We start from the raw sequence: 20,312 nt of genomic DNA on the forward strand, positions 1-20,312 counted from the left end.
CTGCGTCGCGATCAGTGAATTACCACCGAGCTCGAAGAAATCATCATCGACACCAACCCTCGGCACACCGAGCAAATCAGCGAAAACCTCCGCCACAATCTCCTCGATCGGCGTAGTCGGCGCCCGGAACTCCCGAACCTCGAACACCGGCTCCGGCAACGCACGACGATCCAACTTCCCATTCACAGTCAACGGAATCTCGGACACCACAACAAAAGCCGACGGAACCATATACTCCGGCAACACCGCAGCCACTTCACCACGAAGGGCCTGAACATCGATGCTAGAACCCACCACCGGCACGACATACGCCACCAACTGAGGCGCATCATGGCGATCCGCCCGAACCACAACAGCAACCTGACCCACCGAATCCTGACCCAACACACCCGATTCGATCTCACCGAGCTCGATACGGAAACCACGAATCTTGACCTGATCATCAACACGACCAACGAACTCGAGATCACCCTCATTGCTCCACCGCGCCACATCACCCGTCCGATACATCAACGAACCACCAGCATGAGCCGCAGTACCAGAGAACGGATTAGCAAGAAAACGCGTCGCCGTCAGATCCGTCCGACCCAAGTACCCACGAGCCAACGTCCCACCCGCAACATACATTTCACCCGTAACACCCACCGGAACCGGCTCGAGCCGCGAATCGAGAACATAGACCCGCAACCCTGGAATCGCCCCACCCACCACCGAACCCGAAGCACTCGACACCAACTCACGATCGATCCGACGATGCGACACATGCACCGTCGTCTCGGTAATCCCATACATGTTCACCAACTCCGGACCGCTATCGCCGTAACGATCGAACCAACCCGACAATCGACGCAGCTCGAGCGCCTCACCACCGAAAATCACATACCTCAGCTGCAAGGTCCCCTCACCGGCAGCACCGACCCGGTCCACCTCAGCCAACTGATAGAACGCCGACGGAGTCTGATTCAGAACCGTGACATTCTCACGAATCAACAGCTCACGGAACGCCTCCGGCGACCGCGAAGTGAAATAATCCACCACCACCAACGTGCCACCGTGAAGCAAAGGCCCCCACAGCTCCCACACCGAAAAATCGAACGCGTACGAGTGGAACAACGTCCACACATCATCACTACCGAACTCGAACAACCCATCCGTATTGGCCATCAAACGCGCCACCGCAACATGCGGAACCACTACGCCCTTAGGACGACCCGTCGACCCCGAGGTGTAAATGACATACGCAACATCCGTGGGACGAAGCGGACGAACACGCTCGACATCGGCCACCGCAGAAGAACCGAAAACCGACAGATCCACGGCATCGATCTCCACACAATCCAACCCCACAGGCACCGAAAACTCACGCCCCGACCACGACACCAACACAGCCGGTGCAGCATCGGCCAAAACATACGCAATACGCTCCGCCGGATTCGTCGGATCCACCGGCACATACCCACCACCGGCCTTCACCACAGCCAACAACACCACAACAAGATCCACCGACCGCGGCAACGCCACAGCAACCAACGACTCCGGACCCACACCAGCCGACATCAAAAGACGCGCAAGACGATTCGAGCGATCATCGAGCTCCCGATAACTCAACCGCTCATCCCCGAACACCACCGCAGTCGACTGCGGCGCCCGCACAACCTGCAAATCGAACAACTCAGCCAACGTCGACACCGAAGGATCGACACCATCGACCCCCGCCCACGTCGAGGTCACAAGCTCTCGTTCCTCAACACCCAACACATCGATATCACCCACCACAACAGACGAATCCGCCACCACCGCGTCCAACACTCTCAGCAACCTAGCGCCGAACTCTTCCACCGTGCCTCGGTCGTAGAGATCTGTTGCGTAGGTCCAGAAAACTCGCAGACCATCCGGGTTGCCGTCGACAGACGCAGATTCGGTGACCGTCAATTGCAGGTCCGCACGCGCGGTCGCCGCGTCGACGTCCACCGACGAGACGGTCAGCCCAGGTAGGTCGAATTCGGTCGGTTGGATGTTTTGGAACGCGAGCAATACCTGAACAAGCGGGTGACGGGCTTGTGAGCGCTCGGGATTGAGCACCTCCACCAGACGCTCGAAGGGAATGTCGGAATGCGCGAATGCGGCCAGGTCGACCTCACGCGCTGTCGCAAGTAGCTCGCTGAACGTCATCGCTGCGTCGACGTCGGTCCGCAGGACGAGGGTATTGACGAACATCCCGATCACATCGTCGAGAGCAGCGTCTCCGCGACCGGCGATCGGTGTGCCTATCGCGATATCGTCCGTCGCCGACATACGGGCCAGCAGCACGGCAACTGCGCTGTGGACGACCATGAACAACGACGCATTGTTCTCTCGCGCGAGCGCTGAGAGTCGGCGATGTACATCTGCGGTGACGTCGAAAGACACAACGGCCCCATGCCCCGAAGCCGTCTCTCTGCGAGGACGATCGGTCGGCAACGTCACCTCGTCGGGCAGCCCGGCAAGCGCGTCGCGCCAGAATGTCTCCTGCTGCGCGAGTAGCGAGCCTGGGTCGGATTCGGATCCCAGCACCTCGCGCTGCCAGATAGCGAAGTCCGCGTACTGGACCTCGAGCATAGGCCAGCCTGGGTCGTGCCCCTCCGATCGGGCCACATACGCCGTCATGACATCGCGGGCCAGTGGCGACCTCGAAAACCCATCGGCCGCAATGTGGTGGGCTACGAACATCAGTACATGCTCGTGGGCACCGATCCGGAAGAGCTGCGTACGGAACGGAACGTGCAGGGTGACGTCGAATCCGGTCGCAGCCAACTCGTACATACGCCTCGGCAGATCTTCTGCCGAAACATCAACCGGCGTCAGGTCGAGCGTGACGCCGCCGACGGACAGGATCTTTTGGTATCCCGATCCATCGTGGTCCGGATAGACGGTGCGCAACGACTCATGACGGCTCGTCAGATCGCCTACGGCCGCGGCTAGCGCCGCGACATCCAAAGCTCCGGTCAGCCTGATGGCCGCCGGAATATTGTTGACTGCCGACTCCGGATCGAATCGATTGAGGAACCACATCCGTTGCTGTGCAAGGGACAATGGAATCAAGGACGGGCGAGCTTGCGGCCCGAGTGCCTTTCGACCACCTGTCCCGGCCTTCCGCTCGACGCTGGACGCCAGCGCGCCGACCGTCGAATTCTCGAACAGCTCACGTACACCGACACTCGAGTCCAGTGCAGTACCCAACCTCGAAACCAATTGCATGGCAACCAGCGAGTTGCCTCCGAGCTCGAAGAAATCGTCGTCGAGACCGACCCTTTCTGTTCCGAGGACGTCCGCGAAGATGCGGGCGACAATCTCCTCGATCGGTGTCACCGGTGCTCGGAACTGTGTCACCTCGGCGCTGGGCACCGGCAGGGCACGCCGGTCCAGCTTGCCGCTCGCGTTGAGCGGGAAGGCATCCAACGTCACGAATGCCGACGGCACCATGTAAGACGGCAGTGACATCTTCACGGTCGCACGAAGCGACTCGGTATCGACGACGTGACCCGGCCTGGGCACGACGTAGGCGATGAGCCGATCTCCTGCGTGCTCATCCGAATAGACGACGACGACTGCATCGCCGACATTCTCGGTACCGCCGCGAACACTCGACTCGATCTCGCCGAGCTCGACACGTTGGCCTCGAAGCTTGACCTGGAAGTCGCTCCGACCGACATACTCGAGTTCGCCGGTCGCGTTCCAGCGTACGAGGTCACCGGTTCGGTAGAGCCGGGCGCCGTTTTCGCCGAAGGGATTTGCTACGAATCGTTCCGCACTCAGGTCCGCGCGTCCGGCATAACCGCGAGCGAGCTGAACGCCACCGATGTACAACTCGCCGAGAACTCCGGCAGGAACCGAGTGCAGACGTTCGTCGAGGACGTACACCTGTGTGTTCCATAGTGGCACCCCGATGGGGACGGTCTCGGCGTCGACGTCGGTCGCGGCATGGTGAGTGACGTAGACAGTCGTCTCGGCAGGTCCGTACAGGTTGTGCAACGCAACGTCCGGGAACACACGACGAACACGAGCGGCAGCCGAAGGGGTGAACGCCTCGCCGGCGACGAACAACATTCTCAGTGAACGGCACGCGTCGGTGTCGACGTCCGTGGCGTACACCGACAGTACGGAAGGAACGAAGTGCGCGAGAGTCACCTGTTCCCGTTCGATGATGCGGGTGATCCGGCCCGGGTCACGATGCGCATCGTGTGGAGCGATGACCAGTGACGCGCCGTTCTCCAGTCCCCAGAAGAACTCCCACACCGACACGTCGAACGTCGCCGGTGTCTGCTGGATCGATACGTCGGAACCTGTGAGACGGTAGGTCTCCTGGCGCCACAGCATCTGATTCACTACTGCGCGGTGACTGATCGAGACGCCCTTCGGCAGTCCTGTCGATCCCGACGTGAAGATGAGGTAGGCCGGATTGTCCGGTCGGAGTGGACGAGTCCTGTCCGTGTCGGTGATCGCAGCTGCCGACACATTACTCAGATCGAGCTTGTCGAATACACAGATAGGCGCATCCGCCGTGATCGAGTTCGCAGTCTCCTCGGTGGCGAGGACCAGAACTGGCCGAGCAGTCGCCAGGATGTGCTCATTACGTGAGGCAGGCTGATCTGGATCGAGGGGCACGTACGCGGCGCCGGATTTGATGATCGCATACATGCCGATCAGCAGCTCGAACGAACGCCGCGCTACCAATCCCACGGTGGATTCGGGGCCGACACCTCGGCCCACCAGATACCGAGCGAGGGCGTTCGCTCGCGCATCGAACTCCGCGTAGGTAAGGACCGGCGACGGGGCATCGGTCTCCGACGCGAGCACCAGGGCAGGCGCATTCGGAGTACGCCCGACCTGCGCGTCGAACAGGGAGGCCAGAGTCTGGGTGTCGTCGACCGCATGCTCGGTATCGTTGACCGTGCGAACGAGCCGGTTGTACTCCTCCGGTTCCTGAAAATCGATGTCGCCCACGATAATTGCCGGATCGACTTCGATCGCCCGCAAGATTCGCTGGAATCGAGCAGCCATCGCCTCTACGGTGGCTGCGTCGAAGAGATCGGTTGCGTAGGTGAAGAGGCAGGACAAGCCGGCGTCGGTTCCGTGCTCGTCGGTCTTCTGACTGATGGTCAGCTGGAGATCGAACTTCGAACCCTTGGTTTCGAAGTCGACCATCGAGACCGACAGTCCTGGCAGCTCGAGGTTGGTCAGCTCCATGTTCTGGAACGAGAGCATCACCTGGAACAGTGGGTGCCTCGCTTGCGAACGGGCAGGGTTGAGCACCTCGACGAGTCGTTCGAACGGAACATCTGCGTTGGCGAAAGCCTGCAAGTCCGTCGTACGCGTAGCGGCCAGCACCTCATCGAACCGTGCACGCCTGTCCACCGGGGTGCGGAGAACGAGTGTGTTGACGAACATGCCGATCAGATCGTCGAGAGCGGACTCACCTCGTCCAGCAACCGGAGTTCCGACCACGATGTCCTCGGTCCCCGAGAGACGCGCGAGCAGGACAGCGAAAGCCGAATGCATCACCATGAACAGCGAAGAAGTGTGGCGATGTGCAAGATCGTTCAGGACGTCCACGGTGCCCTGATCGACGAGGAAGCTCACGCCCGCACCCTGGTTCGATGCGATCGCAGGCCTCGGATGATCGACCGGCAGATCCAACTGGGCAGGTATCCCTGCGAGCGCAGACTGCCAGTAGTGCTGTTGCCGCGCCAACAGCGATTCCGGGTCACTCTCGTGCCCGAGCATGTCCCGCTGCCACAAGCTGTAGTCCGCGTACTGAACCGGCAGCGGTAACCAATTCGGTTGCACGCCTTCGGACCTGGCGATATAGGCAGTCATGATGTCCCGGGTCAGTGGGCCCATCGAAAAGCCATCGGTAGAGATGTGATGGACGACCAGCACCAGAAGGTGTTCGGTCGGGCTGATTTCGAACAGACGCGCACGTAACGGAACCTCGACGGTGACGTCGAACCCGGTCGTCGCCACGTCTTCCAGAACCGAGAAAATGTCGTCTCCGGAGATCTCGATCGGCGCGAGATCTGGAATCACCTGACTAGTGGGCAATATCAACTGATGGCCGGAACCGTCGACCTCGGGGAAAATGGTGCGGAGGGACTCGTGCCGCTCCAACACGTCGGCAACGGTCACATTGAGTGCCTGTCGGTCGAGGAGACCGGACAAGCGCACTGCAACAGGAATATTGTTGACCCCGGAGGCAGTGTCGAACCTGTTGAGGAACCACATGCGCTGCTGGGCGAGCGAGAGGGGAACAAGTTCCGGGCGCACCTGCGGCACCAAAGGCTTACGGCGTCCGGCACCTGCCCGCTCGGCGAGTGCACGAGCCAAAGCGTCGACGGACGGATTCTCGAACAACGTACGGACGCCGATCTCGGCATCGAGGGCTGCGCCGAGTCGAGTCACGACACGCGTCGCGATCAACGAGTTGCCGCCCAGCTCGAAGAAATCGTCATCGAGTCCGACCTCGGTCGCGTCGAGCGCCTCTGCGAAGACCCGCGCGACAGCCTGCTCAGTCGGCGAGACCGGTTCACGGTACTCGCGCTGCACGTGTACTGGATCCGGAAGTGCACGACGGTCGAGCTTGCCCGTCGCACCCAGTGGGAACTCTGCCAACGGCACGAAAACGGACGGGACCATGTACTCGGCCAGTCGTAACGCCAACATCTCTCGTACCGGACGGAGGTCGGTGTCGGGAGCAGTGACCACATAGGCAACCAATTGCTCGCCTCGCACCGAGACAGCTGCCTGCTGGATCGAGGTGTTCTCCAACAGCACAGCTTCGATCTCACCGAGCTCGATGCGCAGACCCCTGAGCTTGACCTGCGAATCGCTGCGACCGATGTACTCCAGTTCACCGCCGCGATTCCACCGCACGACGTCACCGGTCCGGTACATCCGACTTCCGGACTGCGCGAACGGATCTGCGACGAAGCGGTCTGCCGTGAGGTCTGGGCGGCCGACGTAACCGCGGGCCAACTGAGCACCCGCGAGATAGAGCTCACCCGCGACACCCACCGGTACGGGCGACAGGCGTGCGTCGAGTACGAACACCGAGGTGTTCCATACGGGCATACCGATCGGCATCACTACTGTGTCGACGTCGCTGACCGGGTGGTAGGTAACGTCGACGGCAGCCTCGGTCGGACCGTACAGATTGTGCAAGGCGACACGGGGCAACGCTCGACGCAACGACTGTGCGGTTGTCGGAGCGAGCGCTTCACCAGAAGCGAACACCAGACGCAACGAGCCACCCGCGGCCCGGCGGACCTCGACCTCCGGCACGAACACCGCCAGCATCGACGGCACGAAGTGTGCGACGGACACCTGTTCGCGCTGAACGAGTTCGAGGAGATAGGCGGCATCTCGATGGCCGTCGGGCGCGGCAATGACCACCGATGCACCGTTCTGCAGAGCCCAGAAGAACTCCCACACCGAGACGTCGAACGTAGATGGAGTCTTCTGGAGTACTACGTCGGCGGCGTCGATGGGGTATTCGTTCTGCATCCACAGCAAACGATTCACGATGGCCGAATGTGCCACTGCGACACCCTTGGGCCGACCTGTCGAACCGGAGGTGAAGATCGCGTATGCCGTGTTCGATTCCCGCAGCGGGCGGACCCGGTCATCGTCCGACACGGGCGCGTTCGAGTACCCGTCGACGTCCAGCGTGTCGATGTCGATGACGTCGATGTCGCCGAGTTCGAGATGATCCCGCGTCGTGGACAACACACAGACGGGAGACGCGGTAGCAATGATGTACTCGTTGCGCTCTGTCGGCTGCGTCGGATCGACGGGTACGTATCCGGCGCCTGCTTTGACGATGGCATACATTCCGACCAGCAGTTCCACACTGCGGCCGATCGCAAGCCCCACCAACATGTCCGGGCCTACACCGATCGAGATCAAGTGCCGCGCAAGGCGGTTGGCTCGAGAATCGAATTCCGAGTAGGTAAGTGTCTCGTCCTCGTATACCAACGCCGATGCCTCAGGTGTGGCCTCGACCTGGCAATCGAAGAGGTCCACAAGTGTCAGACCGGGCGCGACATCGTGCCGAGTCCTGTTCCAGGTCGATACGACTCGCTCGCGTTCACCGGTGTCCAGCAGATCGATGTCACCCACCGCGACCGATGAATCCGCGACGACCGTTTCCAGAATGCGAACGAATCGAGATGCGAAGCTGCGCACAGTTTCCGCATCGAAAAGATCTATGGCGTATGTGAATTCGGCAGACATGCCCTGCCCACGACCGTCATCCCCGATCGACTCGACGACGTTGAGCTGTAGATCGAACTTGGCGACCTCCGCATCGAGAGCAACGCTGTCCACAGAAAGACCGGGCAGTTCAACGTGGGTTCGAGTGAGGTTCTCGAAGGACAGCATCACCTGGAAAAGCGGATGCCGCGCCTGTGAACGTGTTGGATTGAGCACCTCTACGAGGCGCTCGAAGGGCAGGTCGGCGTGACCGAATGCGCCCAGCGCGACTTCCCGGGCGCGACCGATCTGCTCCGAGAACGATGTCGAAGCGTCGACGTCGGTGCGGAGCACCAAGGTGTTGACGAACATCCCGACCAAATCGTCGAGCGCGGCGTCACCGCGGCCGGCAACGGGGGTACCGATGGCAATGTCGTTCGTCCCGGACAGTCTCGAGAGCAAAACGGCAAGGGCGCCGTGCACGACCATGAACAGGGACGCATTATGTGCATGCGCCAGAAGGGACAGTTCACGATGCATGTGGGCAGGGATTTCGAAACGAACCGAGGAACCCTTGTAGGACTGACGACTAGGCCGCGGATGGTCGGTCGGCAGATCGAGCTGATCCGGTAGCCCTGCAAGCATGTCGGCCCAGTAGCGGACCTGGCTCGAGATGAGCGACGTCGAGTCCTTTTCCGAACCGAGGACCGCCCGCTGCCACAGACTGTAGTCGGCGTACTGAACGGCCAGAGGCAACCATGCTGGATGCTCCCATGCCGTCCGAGCGGCGTAGGCGATCATGATGTCGCGAGCGAGGGGCCCCATCGACCAGCCGTCGGCCGATATGTGGTGCACCACCATCGCGACCACATGTTCGCGTGGCCCGATCTCGAACAGCCGGGCTTGGATGGGGACGTTCACCGTCACGTCGAACGTGGTCGAAGCCAGCGCGAAGACCTGGCGCTGGATGTCCGCTGCCGACGTCTGAATCGGCATGAGATTCGGTACGGTCTGAGCCGCGTCGAGGATGCACTGTCTCGGGCCGTCGGCGGTGTCCGGGTAGACGGTCCGCAACGACTCGTGTCGATCGATTACATCCATGATGGCAACTTGGAGTGCCGCCACGTCCAGCTCGCCGGTCAGTCTCAGTGCGAACGGAATGTTGTAAGCCGTGGAATCGGTGTCGAATCGATTGAGAAACCACATCCGCTGCTGCGCCAAGGAGAGTGGCACGTGTTCGGGACGGGTCGAAGCCACCAATGGGGTTCGACCGCCCTCGCCCGCTGCCTGTTCCACCCGTACTGCGAGAAGCGCAACCGTAGACGCCTCGAAAACCATGCGAACGGGAACACTTGCATCCAGAGCGACGCCCAGCCGGGAGACCACCTGAGTTGCCAGGAGCGAGTTGCCGCCGAGTTCGAAGAAGTCGTCGTCGAGGCCGACGACGGGAACACCGAGGACATCGCTGAACACCGTCGCGACAGTCTCCTCGATCGGAGTCGTCGGAGCACGGAACTGACGAAAGCTGATCCCGAGTTCCGGTTCGGGAAGCGCCCGGCGATCCAGTTTGCCGATCGGCGTCAACGGAATTTGGTCGAGAACGACGATCACCGAAGGCACCATGTAGTTCGGCAGCAGGCGACCCACGTGCTTCGACAGTTCGTCCTTGTCGATACCCACCGAACCGTGCACGTACGACACGAGAGCCGTTTGACCCGACTGCGTTTCGCGTCCGAGTGTCGCCGCGAAGGTGACCGCTGGGAACGTCTCGAGTGCCGCGTCGATCTCGCCGAGTTCGATACGGAAGCCGCGAACCTTCACCTGGAAGTCCGAGCGCCCCACGTACTCGATGGCAAAGTCTTTCGTCCATCGAACGATGTCACCGGTGCGGTACATCCGCGATCCCGCGTTGCCGTACGGGTCGGCGACGAACCGATCCGAAGTCAATCCTGCACGCTTGTAATATCCGCGTGCGACGGCGTCGCCCGACAAATAGAGCTCACCTGCGACACCGGCCGGGACCGGCTGCAGGCGCGAGTCCAGAATCAAAGCGCCGACACCCGGTACCGGCCGACCTACTGTGATCGGCTCGCCGACGAACAGTTCACCTCGCGTCGAAACGATCGTCGTTTCGGTCGGTCCGTATGCGTTGAAGTAGCGGCGCCCCGGTGCCCAACGCGCGATCAGATCGGCCGCGGATGCCTCACCGCCGACGGACAACAATTTCAGGTCGTCGAGGCCGACCGGGTCGACGGAGCCGAGTACTGCCGGCGTGATGATCGCATGTGTGACAGCAACATCGGCAAGAAGTCGATGAAGTTCGGGACCACCGATGATCGACGGTGGAGCCACGACCAGAGTTGCTCCAGCCGAGGCAGTGAGTGCCCACTCGAGAACCGATGGGTCGAAACTCGGGGAGATCACGTGCAAGAACCGCGACGCAGGCGTCACCTGGTAGAGGTCGACCGACTGGTCGATCAGGCCGGACAGGCCTCGATGGGTGACGCTGACGCCTTTGGGCAGGCCGGTGGAGCCTGAGGTGTAGATGATGTACGCGGGGTGGTCCAGTCGCAATGGCGCGGTCCGATCCTCGTCGGACACACCGACAGCCGGATAGCCGGCGACAGCTGCCTCGAACTCGGCGTCGTCGATTGCCCACCACTCGCATGTACCGGGTAGTTCTTCGACGCGAGTCGAGGAGGTGATCCCTACCAGGGCCCCTGAGTCCGACAGCATGTGTCGTACCCGATCGACGGGGTGTTCGGGGTCGACCGGAACCCACGCGGCACCAGCTTTCGCCACCGCCCACATCGAGACGACCATCTCGAGCGAGCGCGGAAATGCTAGTGCGACAACAGATTCTGGTCCCACGCCGCGATCGATCAGGTACCGAGCATATCGATCGGTCAACTCGTCGAGTTCTCGGTACGTCACCGTCTCCACCGACGTGTGCACCGCGATGCCGTCCGGGTTGACAGCCACACCGGCTGCCAAGAATTCTGGCAGTAGTCGCTGTGATTCGACGCGACCGCCATGAATGTTCGTCAACGCCTCGGACTCGTCCGGGGCCAGAATATCGATGGCACCCAACGGAACCGACGCATCGGCAACGATGGCCTCGAGAATGCGCAGGAACCTGTCTGCGAAACCTTCGATCGTCGACGCGTCGAATAGATCTGTGGCGTACTCGAAGGTGGCTTCGATTCGTCCCGGCTCCCCGGAATCGTCTTGATGCTCGGTGAGCCAGAGCTGAAGGTCGAATTTCGCGATCGGAACATCGAGCTCCTGTGCGGTCACTTGCAGACCGGCGAAGCTGAGCTCGCTCACACGTGCCTTCTCCAGGGAGAGCGCAACCTGGAACAGCGGGTGCCGGGCAGTCGATCGAGCGGGATTGAGGACCTCGACGAGTCGCTCGAAGGGGATGTCTGCGTGCGCGAACGCCGATAGGTTGGTGTTGCGTACCTGATCGAGTAGTTCGTCGAACGAATCGTGGGGCTCGACCCGAGCACGAAGAACGAGCGTATTGACGAACATGCCGATGATGTCGTCGAGTTGCTCGTGGGCTCTGCCTGCAATCGGCGCGCCGATCGAAATGTCGGTGGTACCGCTCAACCTCGACAGCAACACCGCATACGCGGCCTGCACGACCATGAAAAGCGAAGCTTGGTGTGCGCGTGCCACTGTGGTGAGGCCGTGATGTATGCGAGCGTCGATGGTGAAGCGGCTCTTTGCTCCGGCGTTGGTCGCCACCGACGGGCGGGGGCGATCCGATGGCAGATCGAGCTGATCGGGAAGCTCGTCCAATTCTTGGACCCAGAATTCGATCTGTTGAGCGGACAGCGATGCGCTATCGCTCTCGAGTCCGAGGAGTCGACGTTGCCACAACGCGTAGTCCGCGTATTGGATCGGCAGCGGCGCCCACGCAGGCGCCCGTCCGTTCGACCGGGCCTCGTACGCGGCCATCATGTCGCGAGCGAGTGGACCGAACGAAGACCCGTCTGCCGCGATGTGATGCAGCACCATGGCGAGCACGTACTCGGTATCGGAGATCTTGAACAGCGCGATCCGGATCGGTGCGGCGACTGCCACGTCGAATCCGCCGCGAGCGAACTCCACCAATTCGGTCGCCAACGAATTCTCGTCGACGGTTGCAGCCGAGAGGTCCGACAAGACGTCCTCGGTCCGCAGGATCAATTGTTGTGGGGCATCGTCGACCTGCGGGTAGACCGTCCTCAGCGTTTCGTGACGAGCGACCACGTCCGCAAATGCCTGGGACAACGCCACTTCGTTCACGTCGCCGGTCAGTCGCACCATGAACGGAAGATTGTAGGCAGCGGTATCCGGGTCGAACCGGTTGAGGAACCACATACGTTGCTGGGCAAGGGACAGGGGCAGAACATCCGGCCGAGGGCCGGCAGTCAGTGGTGGGCCTGCGGAACCTTGTTCGATCGCAGTCTCGGCGCGCGATGCGAGCGCACCGACCGTCGGTGCTTCGAACAACTCTCGGACACCGAGACGGATGCCGAGGGCAGTTCCGACTCGTGTGACGAGTTGCGTTGCGATCAGCGAGTTACCGCCCAGTTCGAAGAAGTCCTCGTCGAGACCGACGTGCGATGCGCCGAGGACGTCTTCGAAGACGCCTGCGACCACGTACTCGACACGTGTCTGCGGTGCTCGGTATTTCTTGGCGCTGCTGAATACCGGCTCCGGCAACGCTTTTCGATCGAGCTTGCCGCTCGTGTTCAGCGGTAAGGCGTCGAGAACGACGATCGCGGAAGGCACCATGTACGACGGAAGCGATCGGGACGCGAACTCGGCGCCCTCGGCCGCGTCGAGCGCAGCGCCTGGACCGGGCACCACGTAGGCGACGAGTTGCTCGCCGGTCGCAGTGGGAACGACGAGTGCGACGGCCTGCGAGATGGATTGGTGTGCAAGAAGAACCGTCTCGATTTCACCGAGTTCGATGCGCTGCCCACGAAATTTGACCTGGAAGTCGGTGCGCCCGATGTAGTCGATGGTGCCGTCCGCGCGCCAACGCACGAGATCGCCGGTGCGGTACATCCGCTCCCCCGCGCTCCCGAAAGGGTTGGCGACGAAACGGTCCGAGCTCAAATCTGGTCGGCCCACGTATCCGCGAGCCAACTGCACGCCCGCCAGATAGAGTTCGCCGCTTTCTCCGATCGGGCTGGGCCGGAGCAGGCCGTCGAGTACCAAAGCCTTGGTGTTCCATTCGGGAACTCCGATGGGAACAGTTCTTTCGTCTTGTACACCACTTTCGTAGTACGTCACCGAGACCGCAGCTTCGGTGGGGCCGTACAAGTTGTGCAGCCCGGCATCGGTCAGCTCACGAAATGCTGCTGCTGTTTCCACCGGCAACGCTTCACCGATGACGAACACATGCCGCAGCGACCCGCATGTTCCGATCGGTGCGTTCGCGACGAACACCGTGAGCATCGACGGCACGAAGTCGGTGACGGTCACACTGTGTTCGGCGATCTTGTCCGCGACGTAGACCGAGTCCCGATGCCCGTCGGGAGTGGCCAGCACCATGGTGGCACCGACTTGGAGGGGCAGGAAGAAGCCCCACAGTGAGACGTCGAACGTCGTCGCCGTCTTTTGCAGGTAGACGTCGGTGGAGTCGAGTTCGTACTCCGAGCGCATCCATTGGAGTTGGTTGTCGATCGCCGCGTGAGTGACTGCGACGCCCTTGGGTCGGCCGGTGGAACCCGAGGTGTAGATTACGTACGCGGTGTTGTCGAGGCGCAACGGGGAGAGAAGATCACGCTCTTGAACGCGTGCCGAATTCAGCGCTGCGTAGTCGAGTAGGTCGACCTGAACCGTGTGGGTGCCGGCCGGCAGTTCAACGCCGTCACGCGAGACGACGAGAACACAGAGTGGTTGCGCAGAGTCGAGAATGTATGCGGTGCGATCGGCGGGATGATCCGGATCGAGCGGTACCCATGCGCCTCCGGCTTCGACGATTGCATACATCGCAACGATCAGGTCGAGTGATCGCCGAATGGACAATCCGACGAGTGTCTCCGGCCCTACGCCCTTGGCGATCAGCATCCGGGCAAGACCGCTCACGCGCGAACCGAGTTCGCCGTAGGTGAGCGACAAGCCTTCGTAGACGAGCGCTGTGCTCTCTGGATCGAGGTCGACGCGGGCATGGAAGTCCGACAGAAGTGTCCGTTGGACCAGCTCGTGTTCTGTCTCGTTCCAGATCTGCAGTACCGAGGCTCTCTCGTCTGCAGTGGTCAGCTCCAGGTCCCATACTCGGGCGCTCGGCCCCGCCGCGATGAACCGGTCGAGGAAGTCGGTGAAGCGTGCGTGATTGCGTGCCGATTCTTCGGAGTCGTACAGGTTCGGGTTCGACTCGAAATCGACGTGAGTCGTGCTGCCCGCGACGCTCTGATAGAGATTGAGCCCGAAATCCTCGATCAGGCCGGTGGACAGGATGTTGATTCCGCCGACCATCGACCCGAAACGCAACTCGCTGAAGAACAGCATGATGTTGACCCAGGGTCCGAAGAACGACGCCTGGCCACCGGCACCACCGGCGTCACGGCGGATGTCTTCGTGGCGGTAACGCTGATGCCGAAGCGCACCTGTCACTTCGGTACCGATGCGTGCTAGAAGCTCTTCGACCGTGGTGTCTCTCGACACGCCGAGACGCAGCGGGACGACATTGGAGACCATGCCACCCGAGCGGCGAAGTACTGCCGTGGTGCGAGCGGTGACCGGCAGGCTCAGGACGACGTCCTCGCGTCCGGTCATCTGTGCCAGGTACGCCGCGAACGCGCTGATCACGACACTTGCCAGCGTTGCACCCGTCGCAGTGGTCAACTCTTCGATCCGCGCGCCTTGGAGCGGCGACAACGCCGTGGTGTCGATCTGACTGACGGGTGCGGGAGCCGCACTGCGCCCGGCCAGGCTCGTCACAGAGTCGATCCCCGCCACTCGATCCGCCCAGTACTCGCGGTCGGTCTCGAAGCGAGTCGAGTCCCGATATGCAACGTCGAGGTCGTAGACCTTGGTCAGGTCCGAGGACAGATTCTTCTTCGGCTCGGTGCCGCTCACGGCGGCGGTGTAGAGCTCCGCAACGCGATTCATGAACGTGACCGCACCGAATCCGTCGAGCACCACGTGGTGGACGCGCTCGTACCAGAAAAAGAGGTCGTCTTCGAGCTGCAGCACCGTCGCGGCGATCAACCGGTCGGTGAGCATGTCTATCGGAGCGCTGTAGTCGGCGCGCATCCACGCGTGCGCTACTGCTCGCGGGTCATCCTCACCGCGTAGGTCGAGGTATCCGAGTTCGTCGTCGAGGGTGGGGTCGACGTATTGGCGCGGTTCAGCATCGACTTCGACGATACGAACGAACCCGGACTGCATCTCGAGCGCGGCTTCGGACGACACTCGCTGCAGAAGGTCGATGTCGAGAGCACCACGTAGTTCGACGTACTGCGCGATGTTTGCGGGAACGGACGGATCGACGTGTTGTGCGAACCACATCCCGAGCTGAGCAGGAGAGAGCGGAAACGACGACTCGCGGCCCCCCTGCGCATCCTGATCTGATCCTGTCGAACCTAGCGGGTCCAATCGAAGCCTCTCTTTCCCACAATCACACGCCCCTGATCGACTTCTGAATGCAGAGTTCGATCAAGCACCTAATACAACAGTCTCATTCTTCGCTGCGCAGTCGAAAAGAACGCACACCGATCAGAGCCAAGTTACCTTGCAGTACATCTCCGAATCCGGTTGCGATCGTTACATCTGCTTACTGATCCGCTGGGCCCCCGCCGGCGACATCGATACGGTCGGCCGAACGCTCGGCAGTATGCACGAGCCGGCGATCTGAGATCACGCCACCGTTCTTCTTTCCTGAATTCGGCACCGGTCCAATCTACAGTGCTGCCGACGATCGACTCCAACTCGGCGAGGCCTGTGCAGGCATCCGCCAGTGTTGCCATCCCGCGAGACTATCGAGTACCACCGACAATTCTCCGTGCGATCGTCAGATACACCGCTGCGAGTTCCGGCGCTGAAAGTGGACCGTCGGGCCGATACCATCCCGCAATGCCGACGCACAGTGTCGTCACCGCCCGAGAGGCGTCCGCGGGATGCTCGGTGGTGAAATCGCCCGACTCGACGCCGTCGCGGACGATTGTGTCGAGCATGCGCTGCTGTTCGTCACGTTGGGCGATGTACTCACGGCGGTTGTCTGCTTCGAGGCTGCGGATCTCGGTCGATCCGATGAACGCTTGATCCCGGCGATACATGTGGAACAGGAGCAACGAGGTGACGACAGCATCGAACCGTGCGCTGGGCGAGTTCCCAGCTTCAGATTCGGCGATCCTGGACCGTTGGAGCAAATCGGCCATGGCGGCCTTCATCAGCCCCACCAGAAGGGCCTGCTTCGACGGAAAATGGTGATACAACCCTGGCACGGACAGTCCGGCGCGTGCTGCGATCTCACGCACCGAAGCCCCGTCGTAGCCCTGCTCGACGAACGCAGCGAGGGCTGCGGCCAGCGGCACGGAGAGCACCGAGCCCTCGTAGATGCGCCAACGACCTCGCTCCGCATCTCCCATCATGTTGTCCCAGCCTGCCCGAAAGTGGCCATGCCTGCGCGAACAGTGGCCAGAATCGGATCCGCGCGCAGGTCGTGGTTTCCCAGACTCGCGGGGTGTTCGGCCAGTATCACCAGATCCGCCACATCCCCGATCTCGACCGAACTACGGCCACCACACGCCGCAGCCAAGGCGATGTCCAACGGGAGCGCCTCCTCGACCTGCCACGGCCGGCGGTCATCGTCGGTACGCCACACGGCATCGGCAACGGCATCGAGCGGCGACGGCGAGCTGACCGGGGCGTCGGAGCCGAACAGCAGCTCTACGCCCGCTCGATGTAGCGAGGCGTACGGGTAGGAGATCGAGGCTCGACCGCTCCACAGCTCGTCGGCGACGTCACGGTCGCTCATCGCATGCTGAGGCTGGATGGAGGCTGCGACGCCTGCCGCGGCGAACCGCTGCACGTCTGCAGGCAGGACCTGTTGCGCATGCTCGATCCGCCCGCCGGTTCCGATGGCCTCGAACGCGTCCAGTGCGAGTGAGTTCGCACGGTCACCGATAGCGTGAACAGCCGGCTCGATTCCGCCTTCGGATGCCTGTCGCATCAGTGCGCGTAGGTCTGCGGGTGTCTCGAGAAGTAGGCCGGTTCCGGAACCATCGGGATACGCGTCGTGACAACAAGCGGTTCGGGTGTTCAGTGAACCGTCGAACATCACCTTCAGCGGGCCGAGTGAAAGATGCCGCCCGTCACCGATGCGATCACCGGTCCTCGCGCCGAGGTACAACTCGTGTTCGAGCCATTCCGGCCACACCGCGATGGTCACGTCGACGGATGACTGCCCGACGTCGGCGCGACGCAGCCAGACAGCTCTGTTGTCCGCGTACTCGAAATCGGTCACGGCGGTGATGCCTCGTCGAGCCAATTCGGCGGTGGCGTCGAGGACGCTGTGATCACCGTGCTCGGTATCGGCCAGTCGGTCGAGAGCACCGAGGCCCTCCATACAGTCGTGATCGCGCAACATCCCCGTCGGATGATCGATGGACAGTTCGGCCAGAAGTGCCGGACTGAGCCACAGCGTGTGCAGATCCATGCTCGTGATCGCCACGAGCCGGTTCGGTAGAGCCCTCTGAAGCACGTCCTTGTGTGGCACGTCGGGCCACAGCGCGTCCCGAAAACCTTGGGCGCGCAGTATCCCGTGCCCGTACCGCTCCTCGGAGTGCACAAGGATGTCCACGACGGCAGCGGCAGAATCTGATTCCGAGACATCGATCCGCGTCAACGATGCGGCCCACTGCGTCAGATGCACGTGATTGTCCACGAAACTGGGCAACAGCGCCCCTCCCCGACCGTCGAGGATCTCACCCTCGACAGCGCGCGAAGCACCCCCGGACGGGGTCACCTCGGCGATCCGACCACCGACCGTCTGCACTTCGAAGGTCGGGCCGCCCGCGGCGAGAACCACGTTTCTGATCAGCACCTCCGGACTCTAGAACACTCTTGCCGTGAAAGCGTGGGCCGGCCGTGCGGGAACCTCCGACGAAGGTGAAGCATCAGCGGCTGTGGTCTCGTCCACGTTCAACGAACCAATCCACCAGATCCGGTGCATCGACGGCCGATCGTTCGAGAATGCGAGCGGCGTCATCGCCCTGAAAGATCCGTTTGAGCGGGACCTCGAGCTTCTTCCCCGTCCTGGTGTGTGGGATTCCGGGCGCGGCGATGATCTCGTCGGGGACATGCCGAGGCGACGCGTGCTCCCGGATGACCGCCTTGATCCGTTCTCGTAGCGGCTCATCGAGTTCGGCACCCTCGGCCAGCACTACGAACAACGGCATCCAATAGCTACCGTCACCGGATTCGATACCGAGGACGAGGGATTCGACCACTTCGGGTAGGGATTCGACGGCCTGGTAGATGTCGGCACTACCCATTCGAATCCCGTTGCGGTTCAATGTCGAATCGGAACGTCCGTGAACGATGACGCTGCCATGATCGGTGACGGTAATCCAGTCTCCGTGGCGCCACACCCCTTCGAAGGTATCGAAATACGCGTCTTGATAGCGTGATCCGTCCTCGTCGTTCCAGAACCGGGTAGGCATCGACGGCATCGGCTCGGTGACGACGAGTTCGCCTACCTCGCCGATCACCGAGCGACCATTCTCGTCGTACGCGGCAAGCGCGACGCCGAGGTAGGGAGCTGACAGTTCGCCCGGCCAGACCGGTACCGTGCGCACCCCACCCGCGAACGCCGAGACCACGTCGGTCCCACCCGAGATCGAGAAGACCGGGACGTCACGGCTGATGTTGTCCGCCAACCAAATCGACGATGTGGCCGGCAGAGAGGACCCGGTGATCCCGATCGCCCGCAGCGCACCGAGGTCGTGATCTTCACCTGGATGTGATCCCGCCTTGATACAGGACAGCACGTACCCCGGGCTCGTTCCCAGGAAGGTGACCTTTTGTGCAGCAGCGATCTTCCACAGAGCATCGGCCGTCGGGAAGCCCGGGCTACCGGACGAAGTAACAATGGTGGCGCCGACGAGGAGGCCTGCCACCTGAAAATTCCACATCATCCAACTGGGGCTCGTGTACCAGAAGAAAGTGTCGTTCGGTCCGATATCAGATTGCAGTCCAACGGATTTGAGATGTTCGAGCAGGACTCCACCATGACTGTGCACGATCCCCTTGGGCAAACCCGTGGTACCCGAGGAGAACACTATCCACAGCGGGTGGTCGAAAGGAACAGGAACACTGGTCCACACGCACTCGCCGGCAATGGCCTCGTCCCAGGTGATCGATCCTGCAGTGACATGCTCGCCGACCTGGACGACGAGATCGACCGTCGGCAAGTTCTCACGCAACGCGCTCACGTCCGCAGTCTTGTCGTGGAATTTGCCGCCGTAGGAGTAACCATCGGAGCTGATCAACACCTTGGGATCCAGTTGCCCCAAGCGATCCGATGCGGCAGATGCGGAGTAGTCCTGTCCGCACGCCGACCACACCGCGCCGATACTCGCCACCGCAAGGAACGCGATCACGGTCTCGGGAATGTTGGGAAGGTAGCCGACAACGCGGTCCCCCTTCGCTACTCCCCGGGTCTTCAACGTCTCTGCCAGCGATGCTGCCTGCCGAGCCAACTCCTGCCAGGAGAGTCGGGTGATCGTTCCGTCCTCGTGTGCGTGGACGATCGCAGGACGATCGGTTCGGATATGTCGCTCGACCTGGTCGACGTAGTTCAGCGTGGCGCCGGTAAACCACTGTGCCCCCGGCATATCGGTCGATTCGAGAATTGAAGTGGGTCGATCGGTGGCGATGACGTCGAAGTAATCCCACACCGCGCGCCAGAAATCGGGGAGATTGTCGGTGGACCATGTCCACAGCGATCGATAGTCGGTCAGGTCGAGAGCGTGCCGCCGTTGGACGTAGCGCTGAAAGTCCGTGATGCGAGCATTCTCGATGTCCTCGGTCGACGGCGTCCACTGCGTATCGGTCATATGATCCAGTATTCCCGACGGCGC

The 20,312-nt window shown here is 61.8% G+C and carries 4 protein-coding genes; all 4 read right to left on the reverse strand.

From position 1 onward, the window contains the following. A partial coding sequence (locus tag BJI47_RS17180) for a non-ribosomal peptide synthetase (protein WP_088944950.1) occupies positions 1 to 15,825 on the reverse strand: 15,825 nt, incomplete at its 3' end. 380 nt (positions 15,826 to 16,205) lie between these two features. After that, entirely contained in the window at positions 16,206 to 16,817 is a 612-nt protein-coding gene (locus BJI47_RS17185; RefSeq protein WP_088944881.1) for a TetR/AcrR family transcriptional regulator, read from the reverse strand. Beyond that, complete coding sequence (locus BJI47_RS17190) at positions 16,817 to 18,274, reverse strand: amidohydrolase (protein WP_088944882.1); 1,458 nt, start codon at positions 18,272 to 18,274, stop codon at positions 16,817 to 16,819. The genes BJI47_RS17185 and BJI47_RS17190 overlap by 1 nt, the downstream gene beginning before the upstream one ends. Positions 18,275 to 18,347: 73 nt before the next feature. Beyond that, complete coding sequence (locus BJI47_RS17195; protein WP_088944951.1) at positions 18,348 to 20,288, reverse strand: acetoacetate--CoA ligase; 1,941 nt, start codon at positions 20,286 to 20,288, stop codon at positions 18,348 to 18,350. Between the last annotated feature and the right edge of the window lie 24 nt (positions 20,289 to 20,312).

Source organism: Rhodococcus sp. 1168, assembly GCF_002091955.1.
Classification (GTDB): Bacteria; Actinomycetota; Actinomycetes; order Mycobacteriales; family Mycobacteriaceae; genus Rhodococcoides.

Bases quoted from the DNA above. Each gene is read 5' to 3' on its own strand.
- BJI47_RS17195 (WP_088944951.1), bottom strand. From the start codon at position 20,288: ATGACCGATACGCAGTGGACGCCGTCGACCGAGGACATCGAGAATGCT.
- BJI47_RS17185 (WP_088944881.1), bottom strand. From the start codon at position 16,817: ATGGGAGATGCGGAGCGAGGTCGTTGGCGCATCTACGAGGGCTCGGTG.